Origin of the sequence: Sphingomonas psychrolutea (assembly GCF_014636175.1) — a bacterium.
GTDB classification, from domain to species: domain Bacteria; phylum Pseudomonadota; class Alphaproteobacteria; order Sphingomonadales; family Sphingomonadaceae; genus Sphingomonas; species Sphingomonas psychrolutea.
In genome coordinates, this window is record NZ_BMDW01000020.1 from 58,493 (window position 1) to 75,204 (window position 16,712).

13 protein-coding genes are annotated in these 16,712 nt (G+C 65.9%); 5 read left to right on the forward strand and 8 right to left on the reverse strand.

From position 1 onward, the window contains the following. Positions 1 to 9 precede the first annotated feature (9 nt). Positions 10 to 1,143, forward strand: coding sequence for a GNAT family N-acetyltransferase (locus tag IEV62_RS14485; protein ID WP_188448722.1), 1,134 nt, complete (start codon positions 10 to 12; stop codon positions 1,141 to 1,143). Positions 1,144 to 1,262: 119 nt separating this feature from the next. Here IEV62_RS14485 and IEV62_RS14490 read toward each other — a convergent pair whose 3' ends face one another. Together IEV62_RS14490 and IEV62_RS14495 are read right to left on the reverse strand one after the other, a co-directional pair. Continuing rightward, positions 1,263 to 2,174: an alpha/beta fold hydrolase gene (locus IEV62_RS14490; protein ID WP_229733195.1), complete on the reverse strand. Its 912-nt coding sequence runs from the start codon at positions 2,172 to 2,174 to the stop codon at positions 1,263 to 1,265. Beyond that, positions 2,171 to 3,883: an acyl-CoA dehydrogenase family protein gene (locus tag IEV62_RS14495; protein ID WP_188448724.1), complete on the reverse strand. Its 1,713-nt coding sequence runs from the start codon at positions 3,881 to 3,883 to the stop codon at positions 2,171 to 2,173. The genes IEV62_RS14490 and IEV62_RS14495 overlap by 4 nt, the downstream gene beginning before the upstream one ends. 45 nt (positions 3,884 to 3,928) lie before the next feature. On the opposite strand from IEV62_RS14495, the gene IEV62_RS14500 reads away from it, so the two are divergent. Beyond that, positions 3,929 to 4,969 carry an L-threonylcarbamoyladenylate synthase gene (locus tag IEV62_RS14500; protein WP_188448726.1) on the forward strand — a complete coding sequence of 347 codons (1,041 nt, stop codon included), beginning with the start codon at positions 3,929 to 3,931 and terminating at the stop codon, positions 4,967 to 4,969. Here the strand turns inward: IEV62_RS14500 and msrA are convergent. Further along, positions 4,966 to 5,508, reverse strand: a complete 543-nt coding sequence (gene msrA, locus IEV62_RS14505; protein WP_188448728.1) for a peptide-methionine (S)-S-oxide reductase MsrA — start codon at positions 5,506 to 5,508, stop codon at positions 4,966 to 4,968. The genes IEV62_RS14500 and msrA overlap by 4 nt on opposite strands. Before the next feature lie 65 nt (positions 5,509 to 5,573). On the opposite strand from msrA, the gene galE reads away from it, so the two are divergent. Next, complete coding sequence (galE, locus tag IEV62_RS14510) at positions 5,574 to 6,572, forward strand: UDP-glucose 4-epimerase GalE (protein WP_188448730.1); 999 nt, start codon at positions 5,574 to 5,576, stop codon at positions 6,570 to 6,572. A 114-nt stretch (positions 6,573 to 6,686) separates the two neighbouring features. On the opposite strand, the gene IEV62_RS14515 is transcribed toward galE, so the two are convergent. From IEV62_RS14515 to IEV62_RS14535, 5 genes are all read right to left on the reverse strand, one after another. After that, positions 6,687 to 8,825, reverse strand: a complete 2,139-nt coding sequence (locus tag IEV62_RS14515; protein ID WP_188448731.1) for a TonB-dependent receptor — start codon at positions 8,823 to 8,825, stop codon at positions 6,687 to 6,689. Positions 8,826 to 8,963: 138 nt separating this feature from the next. Beyond that, entirely contained in the window at positions 8,964 to 9,680 is a 717-nt protein-coding gene (locus IEV62_RS14520) for a phosphatase PAP2 family protein (RefSeq protein ID WP_188448732.1), read from the reverse strand. 102 nt (positions 9,681 to 9,782) lie between these two features. Beyond that, a complete protein-coding gene (locus tag IEV62_RS14525; RefSeq protein ID WP_188448733.1) occupies positions 9,783 to 11,198 on the reverse strand; it encodes a TolC family protein in 1,416 nt (471 codons plus the stop codon). Further along, positions 11,195 to 12,274: an efflux RND transporter periplasmic adaptor subunit gene (locus tag IEV62_RS14530; protein ID WP_188448734.1), complete on the reverse strand. Its 1,080-nt coding sequence runs from the start codon at positions 12,272 to 12,274 to the stop codon at positions 11,195 to 11,197. The genes IEV62_RS14525 and IEV62_RS14530 overlap by 4 nt, the downstream gene beginning before the upstream one ends. Next, entirely contained in the window at positions 12,258 to 13,961 is a 1,704-nt protein-coding gene (locus IEV62_RS14535; protein WP_188448735.1) for an ATP-binding cassette domain-containing protein, read from the reverse strand. Before IEV62_RS14535 ends, IEV62_RS14530 begins: the two co-directional genes overlap by 17 nt. A gap of 496 nt (positions 13,962 to 14,457) precedes the next feature. On the opposite strand from IEV62_RS14535, the gene IEV62_RS14540 reads away from it, so the two are divergent. Further along, positions 14,458 to 15,168, forward strand: coding sequence for a response regulator (locus IEV62_RS14540; RefSeq protein ID WP_188448736.1), 711 nt, complete (start codon positions 14,458 to 14,460; stop codon positions 15,166 to 15,168). 86 nt (positions 15,169 to 15,254) lie between these two features. Next, on the forward strand, positions 15,255 to 16,523 hold the full coding sequence (locus IEV62_RS14545; RefSeq protein WP_188448749.1) for an ATP-binding protein: 1,269 nt from the start codon (positions 15,255 to 15,257) through the stop codon (positions 16,521 to 16,523). Positions 16,524 to 16,712: the final 189 nt, after the last annotated feature.

Sequence of the window (16,712 nt, forward strand, 5' to 3'; positions counted from 1 at the left end):
TTTAGCGCTGTGAAAGACGCCGTTACCGCCCGTATCGCCGACGGCGTCTCCGCAATCGCGGCGGCGGACTGGGATGCTTGCGCGGGAACCGCCAATCCGTTCGTTGCCCACGCCTTCCTGTCGATCCTCGAACAATCGGGCAGCGCGCGACCGCGCACCGGCTGGCAACCGATCCCGATCATCGTCGACGGTCCCGACGGCAAGCCCGCCGGTATCGCGCCAGCCTATGCCAAGAGCCACAGCCAGGGCGAATATGTCTTCGACCATGCCTGGGCCGATGCGTGGGAGCGCGCGGGCGGCAAATATTATCCTAAGCTGCAAATCGCGGTGCCCTTTACCCCCGCGCCGGGCCCGCGCTTGCTGCTGCGCGATCCTGCGCAAGCCCCCGCTTTGATCGCCGCGATCGAGGCGATGACCGACCAGCACGGCCTGTCTTCGGCGCACGCGACCTTCATTTGCCCCGAACAAGTGCCTGCGTTCGAGGCAGCGGGCTGGCTGATTCGCCAGGGAACGCAATTCCACTGGCAGAATCAGGGCTATGCGACTTTCGACGATTTCCTTGAGCAACTCGCCAGCCGCAAGCGCAAGGCGATCCGCAAGGAACGCGCGGGCGCGGTCGAGGGGCTGACGATCCGCCACATTGCCGGCGCGGACATTACCGAGGCGGAATGGGACGCGTTCTGGGTGTTTTATCAGGATACCGGCGCGCGCAAATGGGGCCAGCCGTATCTGACGCGGCCGTTCTTCTCGTTGCTCAGCCAGACGATGCCCGAACGCGTGCTGCTCATCCTCGCCGAGCGCGACGGGTGGCCGATCGCAGGCGCGCTCAATCTGATCGGGGAGGATACGCTGTACGGCCGCTATTGGGGCTGTACCGAGGAAGTGCCCTTCCTCCATTTCGAATTGTGCTATTATCAGGCGATCGACGCAGCGATCGCGCGCGGGCTGAAGACGGTCGAGGCGGGCGCACAAGGCGAACACAAGCTTGCCCGCGGTTATGTGCCGGTGCCGACCTGGTCGGCGCATTACATTCCCGATGCGGGGTTCCGCCGCGCGATCGGCGATTTCCTCGCGCGCGAGCGGGCGTCGGTCGAATCCGATCAGGAGTTTCTGGGGGCGATGACGCCGTTCAAGAAGGCGTAGAACCCACTTCCGTTCGGGCTGAGCCGGTCGAATCCCAGCTCGCAACGGGCGACCGTGCGCCAGTAGACACTTGCCCTTCGACAAGCTCAGGGCGAACGGAGGTAGGGATGAGCGGCTTCCTATCGCCGGAACCGCTCCAGCCATCCCCCCAAGATCGCGTTAACCCGATCCGGCGCTTCCTGCTGCACCCAGTGCGAGACGCCGGGCAAGCGGTGGATTTCGAAATCGGGGCAATAGGCCTCGGTACCTTGCGAGCAGCCAATGCCGAGCGCCGTATCTTCCTCGCCCCAGATCATCAGCGTCGGCGTCTCGATCCGGCCGTCGCCGGTCGGCGTGTTGCTGCCTGAGCGCACCATTGAGCGGTAATAATTGAGCATCGCGGTGAGCGCGCCCGGACGCGCCGCCGCCGCGCGATACACATCGAGCACCGCGCGCGGGAAGGCGCTCTTGTCGACCGCCATGTTGCGAATCGCGCGGGCGATTCCGGCGGCATGATTTCGCCCGAACACGCGCTCGGGCAGCCACGGCACTTGAAAGAAATAGACGTACCAACTCCGCCGCAACTGCGCCCACGTCTTCAGTTCGCGCGCAAAGACGTGCGGGTGCGGCACGTTCATAATCACCAGCCCGACCAAGGGCCGCGCACGGCGGATCGCGAATTGCCACGCGATGATCGCGCCCCAATCATGCGCGATCAGCAGGACTTCCTTCGCGCCGCTCGCATCAATCAAGCCGACCAGATCGCCGACCAGCTTGTCGATATGATAGGCGGCGACGCCCTCGGGCCGGTCGCTCGCGCCGTAACCGCGCAGATTGGGCGCCCACACCCGCCAGCCGCGCTCGCTCAGCAGCGGCATTTGATAGCGCCAGCTGAAATTGAGTTCGGGAAAGCCGTGGACGCACAAGGCCAGCCGGTCGGTGCTGCCATCGGCGGCGGGCAGTTCGGCGAGTTCGAGCGTAACCTCGCCCGCGCGCTGCATCCGAACGGCAATCCCGCTGTCGGCGGGCGGGGTCCACGACCAGTCGCTCAAGCGGCGAACGCCTCGGCCGGGACCGAATAGAGCACCGCCGCGCTCGCGCTCGCCGCCGCGCGCAGGCCCAGCGCCTCGGGCACGATCTGCGCGACGTAGAAGGCGCACGCCGCGCGCTTCATCTGCGCGAAGGCGTCGTCGCCGGTCGCGAGACGACCCGAGCGCTCCATCAGCCAGCCGCAGGTGGCGACCGACAGCATCGTCAGGAACGGATAGCTCGCCGCGAGCTTGTCATCGGCGTCCATCCCCGCCATGCCGCGCCCGATCTCGTCGCACGCATCGATCAGCGCGACCAACCCACCGTCCTGCGCTTCGGCGCGCATATCGGCGATCAGCCGCGCGAACACCCCGCCATTGTCCATCCCGAGCTTGCGCCCGACCAGATCGGCCGCCTGAATGCCGTTGGTGCCTTCGTAAATCGGCGTGATCCGCGCATCGCGGAAGAACTGCGCGGCGCCGGTCTCCTCGATATAGCCCATGCCGCCATGGATCTGAATGCCGATGCTGGCGACTTCGTTGCCGATGTCGGTGCCATGCGCCTTGGCGAGCGGGGTGAGGATATCGAGCCGCTCCTGACCGCCAACCTCACGGAGCGTCGCGCGATCGACTTGCGCGGCTGCGTAGTAAACGAGCGCGCGCGCTGCCTGCGTTTGCGCCTTCATGCGGAGCAGCATCCGGCGGACGTCGGGATGCTCGACGATCTTGACCGACTCGGCACTGCCCGATCCGGCGCGCGGCGACTGGACGCGGTCGAGCGCGTACGACACCGCCGCCTGCGTAGCCGCCTCGGCGACCTGCACGCCCTGCAAGCCGACATTGAGCCGCGCATTGTTCATCATCGTGAACATCGCGCGGATGCCACCATATTCGGCCCCGATCAGCTCGCCGACGCAATCATCCTGATCGCCGAAGCTCAGCACGCAGGTCGGCGAGGCGTGGAGACCCATCTTATGCTCGATCGAGACGACGCGGACATCGTTGAAATCACCCGGCGTGCCATCGTCCGTCAGCCGATACTTCGGCACCAGGAACAGCGAAATCCCCTTGGTCCCGGCGGGTGCGCCGGGGGTGCGCGCGAGCACGAGGTGGACGATATTGGGCGCCATGTCGTGATCGCCGAACGAGATGTAGATCTTGGTGCCCTTGATCAGGAAGGTGCCATCGCCGCGCGGGGTGGCGGTGGTGCGCAAAGCGCCGACGTCGGATCCGGCCTGCGGCTCGGTCAGGTTCATCGTGCCGGTCCACGCGCCGGTCGCGAGATGCGGGAGGTAGAGCGCTTGCTGCTCAGGGGAACCGTGATGCGCCAGCGCCTCGATCGCGCCGACCGTCAGCGTCGGGGCGAGCGCAAAGCCCATATTCGCCGTGCCGAGCGTATCGAGCACCGCGGTCTGGATCACGAAGGGCAGCCCCTGCCCGCCAAATTCCTCGGGCACGCCGATCGTGCCCCAGCCGCCCTCGACATAATCGTGATACGCCTTCACGAAGCCGTCGGGCATCACCACGCCCTCGGGCGTCCATTTCGCGCCGACCGTATCGCCGGCGCGGAGCAGCGGTGCCCATTCGCCTGCGGCCAGCTGACCCACCCCTTCCAGCACCGCATCGACGACATCGTCGCTGGCGGCGGCAAAGCGATCAGTCGCGGCGAGATCGGCAATGCGCGCGACATGATCGAGCACGAAACGCTGGTCGGCGGTGGCGGGGGTAAACATGGGACTTCCTCTTATGCGACGGGCTTGTCGCCGCTATAGCCGCCGATGATGACCGCGCCAAACCCGCCTTTTGCGACGAGGACCTTACCTTACGGCGAGGCCGCGATCGTTGCGGCCGCCGCGCTGATTGCCGCAGGGCAGCCGGTCGCGGTGCCGACCGAGACCGTCTACGGCCTGGCAGCGGACGCGACCGATTCGGCCGCGGTCGCGCGAATCTATGCCGCCAAGGGCCGCCCGAGCTTCAACCCGCTGATCGTGCATGTGCTCGATCTGGCGGCGGCCCAGGAAATTGCGGACTTCGACGCGGACGCGCTGGCGCTGGCCGAGGCGTTCTGGCCGGGGCCGTTGACGTTGGTGCTGCCGCTCCGCGCGGATGCGGGCATCGCGTCGCTGGTGACCGCGGGGCTCGATACGATTGCGATCCGTGTCCCGGCGCACCGCGCGATGCGGGCGCTGCTGGAGGCCACGGGCAAACCGCTCGCCGCGCCCTCGGCCAATGCGAGCGGCGGCATCAGCCCGACTCGCGCTGCGCATGTCGTGGCTAGCCTCGACGGGCAAATAGCACTGGTAATCGACGACGGCGCGACCGAAGCGGGGCTGGAGTCGACGATCGTGCACGGGCGCGATGTTTTGCGGCCGGGGCCGATCACAGCAGCGCAGCTCACCCTCCACTTCCACCCCGGCGAAGGCCGGGGCCCAGTTGCGAGCGTTTTGGGGCAGAGTACAGCGCGTGACGACGATCGTCCCGCAACTGGGCCCCGGCCTGCGCCGGGGTGGAAGGAAGGAGAAAACCTCCTAATCACCGCCCCCGGCCAACTCGCCAGCCATTATGCGCCAACGAAGCCGCTTCGGCTGAACGCAACGCAGGCGGAAGCGGACGAATATCTTATCGGCTTCGGCGCGATCGCGGGGGACATCAACCTCTCCCCCGCCGCCAACCCGGTCGAAGCGGCGGCAAACCTCTTCGACGCGCTCCACCGCGCCGATGCGAGCGACCGCGCCACTATTGCCATCGCTCCAATCCCGGAAGACGGCATCGGCACCGCGATCAACGACCGCCTGCGCCGCGCCGCGCATCGCGATTAGGCGCTGACCGCCTTGGACCGCGCCGCAAAGCTCTTGCGCAGCTTGGCCAGCTTGGGCGGGATCACCGCGATGCAATAGGGATTGCGCTGGCCTTCGCTGTCCCAATAATCCTGATGATAATCCTCGGCCGGATACCAGGTCGACAGCGGCTCGATCGTCGTCACGATCGGCGCGGGCCAGCCGTCCGCCGCACGCGCCATCGCCGCCACTGCTTCGGCCGCTTGCGCGTCGTCATGCGGGAAGATTGCCGAGCGATATTGCGTGCCGACGTCATTGCCCTGCCGGTTCAACTGCGTCGGATCGTGCGTCGCAAAGAACATGTCGAGAATGTCGCCGTACGACACTTGATCGGCATCGAAGGTCACACGGATCGCTTCGGCATGACCGGTCGCGCCGCTGCACACTTGCTTGTAGGTGGGATTGGGGACCGCGCCGCCGATATAGCCGCTCTCGACCTTTTCCACGCCGATCACATCCTTGAACACCGCGTCGGTGCACCAAAAACATCCGCCCGCCAGGGTGGCGACTTCGCTTGCCATCGTTCGCTCCTTGTTTAGTGCTTGAAGATAGGAACGCGAACCCGCGACAAAAAGGGCAGATACGCATGCTGGACGGATCGGTACTGGTAACGGGCGGCGCGGGCTATATCGGCAGCCATGCGGTGCTGGCGCTGCTCGATGCGGGCCACCGCGTCGTGGTGTATGACAATCTATCGACCGGGTTCGACTGGCTGGTCGATCCGCGCGCCACGCTGGTGCAAGGCGAAATCGAGGACGATGCCCACGTCCGCGCGACGCTCCGCAATCACGCCGTGAGCGCGGTGATGCACTTCGCCGGGTCGATCATCGTCCCCGAATCGGTCAGCAATCCGCTCAAATATTACCGCAACAACACCGTCGCCAGCCGCGCGCTAATCGAAAGCGCTGTCGTGTCAGGGGTGAAGCACTTCATCTTCTCCTCGACCGCCGCGACCTATGGCACGCCCGCCAAGGTTCCGGTGGCAGAGGGCGACCCGACCGTGCCGATCAACCCGTATGGCACGTCGAAACTGATGACCGAGGCGATGCTGCGCGATGTGGCGGCGGCGCACCCGATCAATTACGCGGCGCTGCGCTATTTCAACGTGGCGGGTGCCGATCCGCAGCAGCGCAGCGGGCAATCGACCGTCGGCGCCACCCACCTGATCAAGATCGCGGTCGAAGCCGCGCTGGGGAAACGCGCGAGCGTCGGCGTTTACGGCACCGATTACGCCACGCCCGATGGCACCGGGGTGCGCGATTATATCCATGTCAGCGATCTGGCCGCCGCGCATGTCGCAGCCCTCGATCTGCTGGTGGCGGAACCGACCCGGAGCCACACGCTCAACGCCGGCTATGGCAAGGGCTTTTCGGTGCTCGAAGTGCTCGACGCGGTCGATCGCGTGACCAATATCAAGCTCAACCGCATAATCGAAGGCCGCCGCGCGGGCGATGCGGGCGAGTTGGTCGCCGACAATCGCGCGATCCTCGCCACGCTCGACTGGACCCCCAAGCGTGCCGATCTCGACGGAATCGTCCGCGACGCGCTGGCATGGGAGCGCAAGCTCGGGGAGATGGGACGGTAAGGTTTCCCTCCCCCTCCCGCCTGCGGGAGGGGGCCGGGGGGTGGGGAGTTGCGGCGCGTAATCCGCTCCGGTCATGCCCACCCCCAACCCCTCCCGCAAGCGGGAGGGGAGCCTTCAAAGACTGAAGCGCAGCGTTGCGCGCAGATCGCGCCCGGCGAGCGGCGCAAAGTCCTTGAGGAAGCTTGCCGCGCGGCGCGCATCAACGTCGAACAGATTGTTCGCGCTGAGCGTTAGCGACAGCTTGCGGTTGGTCGGGAACGGCGTGATCGAGAGCGAGGCATTGACCATCGTATAGCCAGCGGTCGGCGTCTCGAAGGCGCGGATGCGGTTCTGATCGAACACATGTTCGACCTCGACGCGCCCCGTCAGCGCGGTCGATTGCGCCTCCACGCCACCGAGCACGCGCGCCGCCGGAATGCGCGGCACCGGCCCCTGATCGCGGATCGTCGCATGGACGTAATCGCCCAGCGCGTCGGCGTTGATCGTATACCCACCGATCTGGCCCAGCACGACCGATCCCTCGGCCTCGACGCCATAATAGGTCGCATCCGCCTGAATCGATTGGAAGCAGGGAAAGTCGACCGTCCGTCCACTCGGCGCGGCGGCAGCTGCGCAAATCGACTGATCGACCTGATTTTCCGAAATATAGTTGGAGAAGCGGCTGTAATAGGCCGACGCATCGAAGCTGTAGCCCGTGCCATGCGCGTGGAGCGTCAGTTCGGCCCCGTTGCTTTTCTCCAAACGGAAGTTCGGGTTGCCCAGCTCATAGGCCTGCGTCCCCGCATGCGCACCGTTGGCAAACAGTTCCTCGGCCGATGGCGCGCGTTCGGTGTGCGACAGATTGAACCCGATGCGGACCGCATCGCTGACGCCATACGATGCGCCAAGCGAACCCGAAACCGCCCCGAAATGCCGCTGTACGCCGGAAAACCGCAGGTCGCCGGTCACTGTGCGCGCGGCAACGTCGGTCAGTTCATAGCGCACGCCCGCTTCGGCCTTGAACGCGCCGAGATCGAGCTGCTGCAGCGTGAAGAGACCGGTCTGGTTGGTTTCATTCTTGGGCAGGAAGGCCTCGTCGCCCTTCACGTCGAACACGCGGTTGAAGAATTGCACCCCCGATGCGCCCTGCCAGCCGCCCCGCTTGGCCTGAACGAATTCGAGACGCCCTTCGGTGCCGTTGTTGAAAAACGCCGTACCGATCGCGCCATCGGGCGCGAGTTCGAAATGGCGATAGGTGGCGTGGCCCGCGCGAAGCCGGATGCGATCGAGGAAGCCGCCGCCGGTCTGCACCTCGGCGCGCAGATCGTAGCGGTTTTGCACGATGCTGAGGCGCGGTGCCTCCTGCCCTTCGCCGGGCAACGTCGCGTAGCGGATCGGCACGCCATACAGGCTGTCATAATGGCTGTACGACACGCCGAGCGAACCCGTATCGGTGATCAACGCTGCGCCGACGCCGGCGGTCCAGGTTTGCGCGGCGGTGTTGGGCAGCGTGCCGCGCACCGCAGCGTTCGCGGCATAATCGATCGGATCGGGATTGGCAGGGTCGACTGGGAGCAAGCCCGTCGCCAGCGCTTCGCGCCGCCGCCGGTCGGTCAGCGCATAACCGCCAATCCGCAGATCGTCCGATTTGGTGTAGGACCCGTCGGCGTGGACGACGAAATGCTTGCCCAGCGCCACATCGCCGGCACCACCGACAGTCCGCTCGTTCGCCGCCGATCCATAGGTCGCGATGCCCGACAAACGATAGCCCGCATTTGGCACCGAACGTGGGATGCGCGTGTCGATCACATTGACGACCCCGCCGACCGCCGAGGAGCCGTAGAGCAAGGCTGCCGGACCGCGCAGCACTTCGATCCGCTCAGCCAGTAGCGGATCGATGATCACCGCATGATCGACGCTGGTGTTCGACACGTCGATCGATCCGATTCCGTCGGTCAGTACGCGAATCCGCTCGCCCTGAAAACCGCGCAGCACCGGACGCGAGGCACTCGGCCCAAACGAGGTGGCGGAAACGCCCGGCAACTTCGCCAGCGTCTCGCCGATCGTTGGCCGCAGACTACGCGTCAATTCGGCACCGCGCAGCACCGAAGTGCCGGAGAGCACATCGGTTTCACTCTTCGGCACCACGCCCGTAACGACAATATCCGGACCCGCGTCGGTCGCCGCGATTTGGTTCGGAGCCGCCATCTGCGCGATAGCGGGCGCAGCGAAGATCAGCAGGGGCGTTGCGATCAGGAAGGATTTTGGCGTCATGGGGAGGCTTTCAAAAACTGTGCTGCACCGCAGTAGATGTTATGAGATACTGTAACAAGACTGTTTCGTCGTCTCCCGGAAACGATTCGGCCTGTCGGTCGTGCGGTGGTCGCCCCAACCTTGCGGGGGGATGAACGGCTAGTCGGGTCGGGCCGGCGTGGCCCCCGCCACGCGCAGGCGGATCGCCGCTCCGAGTGCCCACCACGCCACCGCCCACAGCGCCCCGAAAATCCAGCCTGCGAGCACATCGCTCGGCCAGTGCACGCCCAGATAGACCCGGCTGACGCCGATCGCGCTCACCAGGAGCATCGTCGCGACGAGGATGTAGCGCCGAACGCCACGCCCCTTGGTGATCTGGAGCAGCAACAAAGCGAGCGTCAGATACACGCACGCGCTGTTTGCGGCATGCCCACTCGGGAAGCTCGCGTCATAGACCTGCACGAGATGATCGGTCACGTCGGGTCGCACCCGCCCGACCAGCCCCTTGACCAGCGTTACGACCAAGGACCCGCTGATCGTCCCCACCAGCACCAGCGCGAGCGTCAGCCAGTGGCGCGACGCGATCAGCAATCCGGCGACGAGCGCGGTCACCAGCACCAGCACGGTCACCCCGCCAAGCGCAGTGATATCGAGCATACCTTGCGTCAGCCATAACGGCCCCGGCGGGACACCGTGCGCCACCCCGCCACGCACCCATAGCAGGATCGCTCGGTCGAACGGGAAGCGCATTTCCCCTTCGCTGATTTCACCGACTGCCCAGCCGAGCAGCCACAGCATGCCACCCGCGAGCGCGATCGCGATCACCGCAACGATCGTCCAGGGCGGATGGCGGATTTCGTTGGGCACGGCAGACATGCAGGAAGAACTCCGGTGGCGGCGACGCGATCCGACCCGGCAAGACCGCGTCGACGCACCGCGCTATAAGCACTCCTGCCCGATTGGAATAACGCGTTCGGTTCAGCGAAGCCCCAATGCCGCGCGATCGGCGGTCGCGGCGGCGAGTTCGGCGCGCGTTGAGGCGATGCGCGCTTGCGCGTCAATCAGCCGGATCCGCGCATCGTTGGCGGTTTCCTCGCGCTGATTGACCAGGAAAAAATCGCCCGAGCCGAGTTCGAACCGCCGACGTTCGGCCGTCGCCAGCCGATCGGCCAGGCTGCGCTCGGTCTCCGCCACGCTGGCCAGGCGCTCGGCACCGTCGGCGGCGATCACAATTGCTTCGACCTCGACGACGATCTGGTCGCGCAGGAAGCGCCCGCGCTGATCGAGCGCGTCGATTTCGGCGCGCGCCTCGGCGACGCGCCCCTTGGCCGCACGATTTTGCAATGGCACACTGAAACGAAACCCGACGATCGCCTCCAGCGGGGTCCGGCTCGACCCGCCGAGCCCCGTGTCGCCGACATCCTTGCCAAGCTCGCCGCGCAGGTCGAGCCGCGGCTTCAGGTCGTTTTGCGCAAGCAGCAGCCGCGCTGTCGCCTGATCGATCCGGGTCAGGATCGCGCGATAATCGAAGCGCTCGGTGGCGGGGACCGGCCGGCTGGCGCGCGCGACGCCCGCCAGCGCCGATGCATCGGCCGGGAGCCGGTCTGGCGAAACCGTCAGCGGCGCACCCGAATCGTCGCGCAAATAGAGCGACAGGGCATTGGCGGCGGCGCCAAGATCCTGTTCCGCGCGCAGCACCAGCCCGCGGCGCCGCGCCAGATTTGCGTCATTCTCGGTCAGCAGAATGTCAGGCCGCGCGCCGAGCGTCACCAGCCGCGCAATCGCGCTGCGGCGGCGCTCGGCCAGTGCCAGCAAGTCGCGATACGCGCGCAGCCTGAGGCCGGCCGCGACCCAATTCTGGTAACTGTCGACCGCGCGGCGTTGCACGCCGATCGCGGCCATTTCGGCTTCGAAGCGCGCGACGTCGATATCGGTGGCGGCAATCGCGCGGCGCGTGCGGCGTTCATCGATCACGCGGTCGCGCAGCAGCGCGAACAGCGCCCCGACCTTCGCCTCGCCCAGCCGGTTGGTATAGGCTTGATCCTCATAGATCGGGAACGATCCGCGCGACGCGCGATAGCCGCCATAGACATAGCCGCCATTGTTGGTGAGCGGACGGGTCGCGCGGCCTTCGACGATCGTCCCGTCATAATAGCCCGCCACGCGCGACCGGCCATCGACGTCGAAGACGGTGTCGAACGCACCCTCGGCGGACAGCGCGCGGCCCTCGGTTTGGCGGATTCGCGCCAGCGCTTCGATGATTTGTGGCGCAGAGCGCGCTGAGGATCGCAGCACCTCGTCGAGCGTCAGCGGTGCGACCTGCGCCAGCGCTACGCCGGGGCAGAGCGCGAGCAGGACGGGGCCAAGCAACAACAGGAGAGCGAAGCGGATCATTTCTTCGCCGTATCGTCCGAATCGCTTTTCGCGTTCGGCGCTTTGGCCTTGCCCTTGATCTCGACCGTCGGGCGCCGCCCGAATTCCAGCGGAAAATCGTTGAGCTGCCGCCACAATTCGTATCCGATCAGCACCGTCTCGCCCTGCACCCAGCCGCGCACCTTGCCACCGGGGCGGACATAGTCGTTGCTCGGCCAGGCCGGCTTGCCGGGTTGCGGCTCGACCAGAATACGGAACAGGCCATCGGGCGCGGCATTGGGATCGATCGAGCGCACTTGCCCGTCGAACAGGCCTTGCGCGACCGAAGGCCAGCCGCTGAACTGAATTGCGGGCCAGCCTTCGAACTGCAACCGGACGTGGCGGCCCGTGCGAACCAGCGGCACGTCGCGGCCGTCGATATAGAGTTCGACCGCACGCTCGACGCGTTCGGGCGCGACCACCGCCAGCACCGTTCCCGCCGACACCATCGCACTCCCACTCGCCGCGTTGAGCTGTTGCAAACGGCCGTCGCGCGGGGCGCGCACCACCTGTGCCGATTGGCGGTTGAGCGCGATGTCGATCCGGTTGAGCTTGGCGCGCGATTCGGCGAGCTTGGCACCGGTGTCGGCGACCTTGATCTGCGTCTGTTCATAATCACGCCGCGAGCCGAGCCCTTCGGCGAGCAATTGCCGGGTGCGCGCGACATCGATCCCGGCGACCGCACGGCTCTGTTCGACCGACGCGATCTCGGCTTGCACTTGCGCGCGTTCGGCGGCGAGGCGCGACAGCAAATCAGGATCGAGATCGACCACGCGCGCGATCGGATCGCCGCGCGCGACGCGCTGCCCATCCTTCACATACCAGCGATCGACGCGCCCCGGCACAAGCGCGGTCACTTGTTGCTGGCGTTCATCGGGGTCGAGCGCGACGACTTGTCCAAAGCCGCTTGCGGTCTGCAACCACGGCACCAACGCCATGATCGCCACCGCGATCGCAATCCCGATCGTCACCATCCACGCGACCACCACTGCAAAGCGCGGCGCGCGCATTCCGGCCAGCGTCTTGAAATGGGCCAGCCGCTCAGCCTTGTACGGCATCCCGCGCCCCCTGCTGCTGCGCGGCGATCAGTTCCTCGCGGGTCGCGAAGCGGCGCTGGCGGTGTGGCTCCAGGTAAAACCACCCGTCCAGCGTGATGTCCTCGGGTCGGCCGGTCGAGAGCAACACCGTCGTCCCGGCCTCGCGCAACCGCGCCAGCACGCTGACCAGCCGTTCGGCGGGCAACAGATCGTAAAGCTGCGACAGCATCAGCACGTGCGGGCGCACCAGCAGCGCATTGGCAAGCTTCAGCGCCATCAATTCGCCGATCGACAGCGGATAGCCCGAGGCGGCGAGCACGGTATCCAGCCCGTGCGGCAGCCGCGCGACGCGATCGCGCAGACCGACCGCCTCCAACGCCTCGAGCATCGCGCTTGAGTGCCCGCTTGAGCGCGCATCCTCCGACGCCAGTGACAGATATTCGCGAATCGTCACCTCAACGATCGACGGCCGTTCGAGCACCATCACTTCGGAACGCAGCAAATACATGTCGAACGACGCGATGTCGGCCCCGCCAACCGTCACCAGCCCGCGTTCGGGAACGATGTGGCGTTTCAGCACCATTGCCAGCAGCCGTTCCGCGCCGTCATCGGTCAGCGTGACCAATTGTTCCCCCGCCGCCAGCGCGAAATCGAAGCGCGCACCGTCCATCACCACACCGTCGAGCCGCACCGCGCCATCGACCGGTGCCCGGCCCGCCACGGTGACCGCAGGCTCCTGCGGAATCGCGAAGAGCAGCGACAATTCTTCCGAACTCGCGATGAGATCGTACAACGAATCGAGATACCAGCCGAGCTGCGCGATGCCGTAAAAAACGCCACTGAGGATCAGCTCGGCCGCGACCAATTGCCCGATCGACAATTCGCCCGCGAGGATCAGATTGCCGCCAAGCGCGAGCAGCGCCGCGTTCGCCAGCGCAAAGAGCAGCAAGAAGGCAACCGTCTGGGTAAAGCTGTAGCGGAAATAATGCCGGTGCCGCCCGACATAGGCCGCGGTCACCGCCTCGGATCGGTCCATCGCGAAATCGAGATGGCGGCTGGATTTGTAAAAGCCGTTCGATCCGCCGACACTTTCCAGCCAGCGCGCGGCATCGTGCTTGGCATGGCTGAGCGCGACCGCCGAACCGATCGAGCCGCGCGACCAGATCAGCCAGATCGCCAGAATGACCAGCACCAGCAGCGCGTTGAAACCGAGGAAAAACGGGTGATAAAAGCTCGTGACCGCCAGCCCGACCGCCGATTGCAGGATGATCGTGAAGCCGCCAATGACCAGGCTCGGCACCGCCTTTTGCACCACCACCAGATCGAAATAGCGGTTGAACAGGTCGCCGCGATTTTGATCGGAGAAGAACGGATTCTGCGCGTGGACGGCGCGAATGGTGATTTCGGCAACGATCCGCGCGAACAGGCGGCGCTCGAACAATGCCATCATCCACACGCGCAGCGCGCTGAGCGCCGCGACCAGTAACAGCAATCCCAACAATAGCCCGGCCAACGTCCATAACGGCGCGGGCAAGGCCGTGTTGGCGACGCTGTTGATCAGCAGTTGGACAGAAATCGGGGTGGCGAGCGACAACAGGCTGATCGCCACGCCGTACAGCATCGCCAAGCGCACGTACGGCATGTCGGGGCCGACGATTTCCGCCAGCCACCGCATTGCGATCCGCCACCCTACGCGTTCGGCTGCCACTTGATCTCCGCCAGTCTTCACGAACAATGGAAACTCAGGCCCCGCGGCGTTCGGTCTGTCGACGCCGTGCGCCATGACCGCCCCCTGCCGAGCAAGACTGCTTGATGAACCTCTGGCATACTTTACGGATCATTTGCCGTTACGTATCGTTTTTTCGCAACTGGGCCGGGCAATGTATCTGCGGCAAAGCATTCGTCCCGCGCACCGGCTCGTTACCAATCCCGGACTCGGTTCAGACCGACCGCAGGCCGAGCGGCGGGAGCGCGCATCGCGCTGGTGTTGCCGCAAGGGCGCGTGTGGCGACCGCAATGAAACGGACCATTGACGATAAGTCCTTTTAGGATGAACGAAGCGTGGACATAAGTGGCCGATCTTTCTGTCATTTCGCGCCGACGTAACAAAATGTTGCTCGCGCCCGATCGGGGAGCGGCGCATTGACCGTTCCAATCGCGGTGCTTACCTCCGATCTTGCATGCCGATCCCAGAACCCGCAACAATGATGCCGACCATCGTCCTCGTCGAGGACGATCCGCCGCTGCGGACGCTGACCACCCGCGCCTTACAGGAAAACGGTTTCACCGTGCGCCCCGTTGGCACCGCCCCCGAAATGTGGCTGGCGCTGGGGCAGGGTCCGGTCGATCTCGTGCTGCTCGATATCATGCTGCCGGGCACCAACGGCATCGATCTGTGCCGCGCGATCCGGCAGAAGAGCGACGTCCCGATCATCTTCGTATCGGCCAAAGGCTCGGAAACCGACCGCGTCGTCGGGCTGGAACTGGGTGCCGACGACTATATCGCCAAGCCGTTCGGCACGCGCGAATTGCTGGCGCGGGTCCGCGCGGTGTTGCGGCGCGGCGGCGCGGAGCGTCAAGCGGCGGAGCAGCGCGCCACCGGGATTCTGACGTTCGATGGCTGGGCGCTCAATTTGCCGCGTCGCGAATTGCTGTCGCCGACCGGCGGCCTCGTTGATCTGACCGGGGCCGAGTTCGATCTGCTCGTCACCTTGTGCGACCATAGCGGGCGCGTGATCGCGCGCGAACGGCTGATCGAACTGTCGCGCACGCGGCTCGGCGACAGTTCGGATCGCAGCATCGATGTGCTGGTCAGCCGGCTGCGCCGCAAATTGTCGAGCGCCGGGGCCGATGCGCCGATCGCGACCGTGCGCGGCATCGGCTATATGTTCACCGCCCCTGTGTCGCGCGACTGAGCGCCCGTTTGAACGCGGGTGTTTTCCGGCGGCTGCATGGATCCGCTGGCCTGATCGGCCAGATTTTCGCCATTCTGCTGCTGGCGATGGTCCTGGAATTCGGCGTGTCCACGCTCCTCTATGAGCGTGCCAGCCAATTTTCGGTGCGCGATGACGAAGCGCGGCGGCTCGCCGAACATGTGCTGATCGCGCGCAAACTGGCCAATGAAACGCCACCGGCGGCGCGCCCGGCCTTGGCGCGCGACTTGACCACCAGCCGCTACGCGATCCGCTGGAGCCCGACGCTGCCCCCGCCCCCGCCGGTGCCCGCCGATCTCGACGCAATGTATCACCAGATCGTGGGATGGGAGCCCGACCTTGCGCGCGCCGGGCTGCGGCTCAGCCTGTCATCGCCGGGTCGCGGCGCGGTTACTGCGGGCGGCGTGCTGCTTTCGGACGGGAGCTGGCTGCATTTCCGGACACGTCAGGCGATCCATGTCCCCGATCAGATCATCGAACGCGTTGCCCTGGCGATGGTCCCCGCCGCCGTGCTGATTTTGATGGGCGGGTTGCTGGTGCGGCGGACGCTGCTGCCGCTCCGCCGGCTTGCGCTTGCCGCCGACCGTGTCGGCAGCGGCAGCGATCGCGACGAGGCGGTTCCCGAAATCGGGCCGAGCGAAGTGCGCCGGGTCACCGGTGCCTTCAACCGTATGCATGCCCGGATCTATCGGTTGATCGCGGATCGCACGCAGGCGCTGGCGGCGGTCGGTCATGATTTGCGCACCCCGCTCGCGCGGCTGCGGCTGCGCGCGGACCGCATCGCCGATGCGGGCATCCGAACGTCGATCGAGGCCGATGTCGCGGAAATGAACGCGATGGTTGCCTCGCTCCTTGCCTATCTCGGCGGTGAGGATGCGGTCGAGCCGCTGGCGATGACCGATCTTGCGGTGCTGTGCGCAACACTCTGCGACGACATTGCCGATCGCGGGCGCGAAGGGTCGTATGACGGTCCGGCGCATCTCGAAATGCCGCTGCGCCGCATCACGATCAAGCGCGCCATCGGCAACCTCGTCGAAAACGCGCTGCACTATGGCGACCGCGTGTTCCTGTCCTTGGCGCAAGAGCCGGGCCAGATCGTCCTGCGCGTGGAAGACGATGGACCCGGCATCCCCGATGGGTCGTTACTTCGCGTGCTCGACCCCTTTGTCAGGCTCGACACGGCACGCGGGCGCGACACCATTGGTCTCGGACTCGGCCTGGCGATCGTCGCCAAGGGCGTGGCCGACCATGCTGGCGTGCTGACCCTTACCAACCGGCCGCAAGGCGGGCTGCGTGCGCAAATCGTCCTGCCCACCGACGCGATCGATCCCGCCTGACGACCGCGCGGTCGAGCGATTGCCGCACAGCAACATTTCGTCACGACCTGGAAAAAATCCGGCAAGCCGCCACGGATAGGTCTCGACGGCTTTGTTGCATAACGTCGCGAGAGCATAACCGCGCTTTTACTTGAAGATGTTATGAGAGGCGGACGGTCACCGGTGTTCCTATTTCGGAGAAGCGATTCA

Excerpts from the sequence above, each read along its gene's own strand:
- IEV62_RS14495 (WP_188448724.1), bottom strand. The coding sequence starts at position 3,883 with ATGTTTACCCCCGCCACCGCCGACCAGCGTTTCGTGCTCGATCATGTC.
- IEV62_RS14500 (WP_188448726.1), top strand. The coding sequence starts at position 3,929 with ATGATGACCGCGCCAAACCCGCCTTTTGCGACGAGGACCTTACCTTAC.
- msrA (WP_188448728.1), bottom strand. The coding sequence starts at position 5,508 with ATGGCAAGCGAAGTCGCCACCCTGGCGGGCGGATGTTTTTGGTGCACC.
- galE (WP_188448730.1), top strand. The coding sequence starts at position 5,574 with ATGCTGGACGGATCGGTACTGGTAACGGGCGGCGCGGGCTATATCGGC.
- IEV62_RS14515 (WP_188448731.1), bottom strand. The coding sequence starts at position 8,825 with ATGACGCCAAAATCCTTCCTGATCGCAACGCCCCTGCTGATCTTCGCT.
- IEV62_RS14520 (WP_188448732.1), bottom strand. The coding sequence starts at position 9,680 with ATGTCTGCCGTGCCCAACGAAATCCGCCATCCGCCCTGGACGATCGTT.
- IEV62_RS14525 (WP_188448733.1), bottom strand. The coding sequence starts at position 11,198 with ATGATCCGCTTCGCTCTCCTGTTGTTGCTTGGCCCCGTCCTGCTCGCG.
- IEV62_RS14530 (WP_188448734.1), bottom strand. The coding sequence starts at position 12,274 with ATGCCGTACAAGGCTGAGCGGCTGGCCCATTTCAAGACGCTGGCCGGA.
- IEV62_RS14540 (WP_188448736.1), top strand. The coding sequence starts at position 14,458 with ATGATGCCGACCATCGTCCTCGTCGAGGACGATCCGCCGCTGCGGACG.
- IEV62_RS14545 (WP_188448749.1), top strand. The coding sequence starts at position 15,255 with ATGGTCCTGGAATTCGGCGTGTCCACGCTCCTCTATGAGCGTGCCAGC.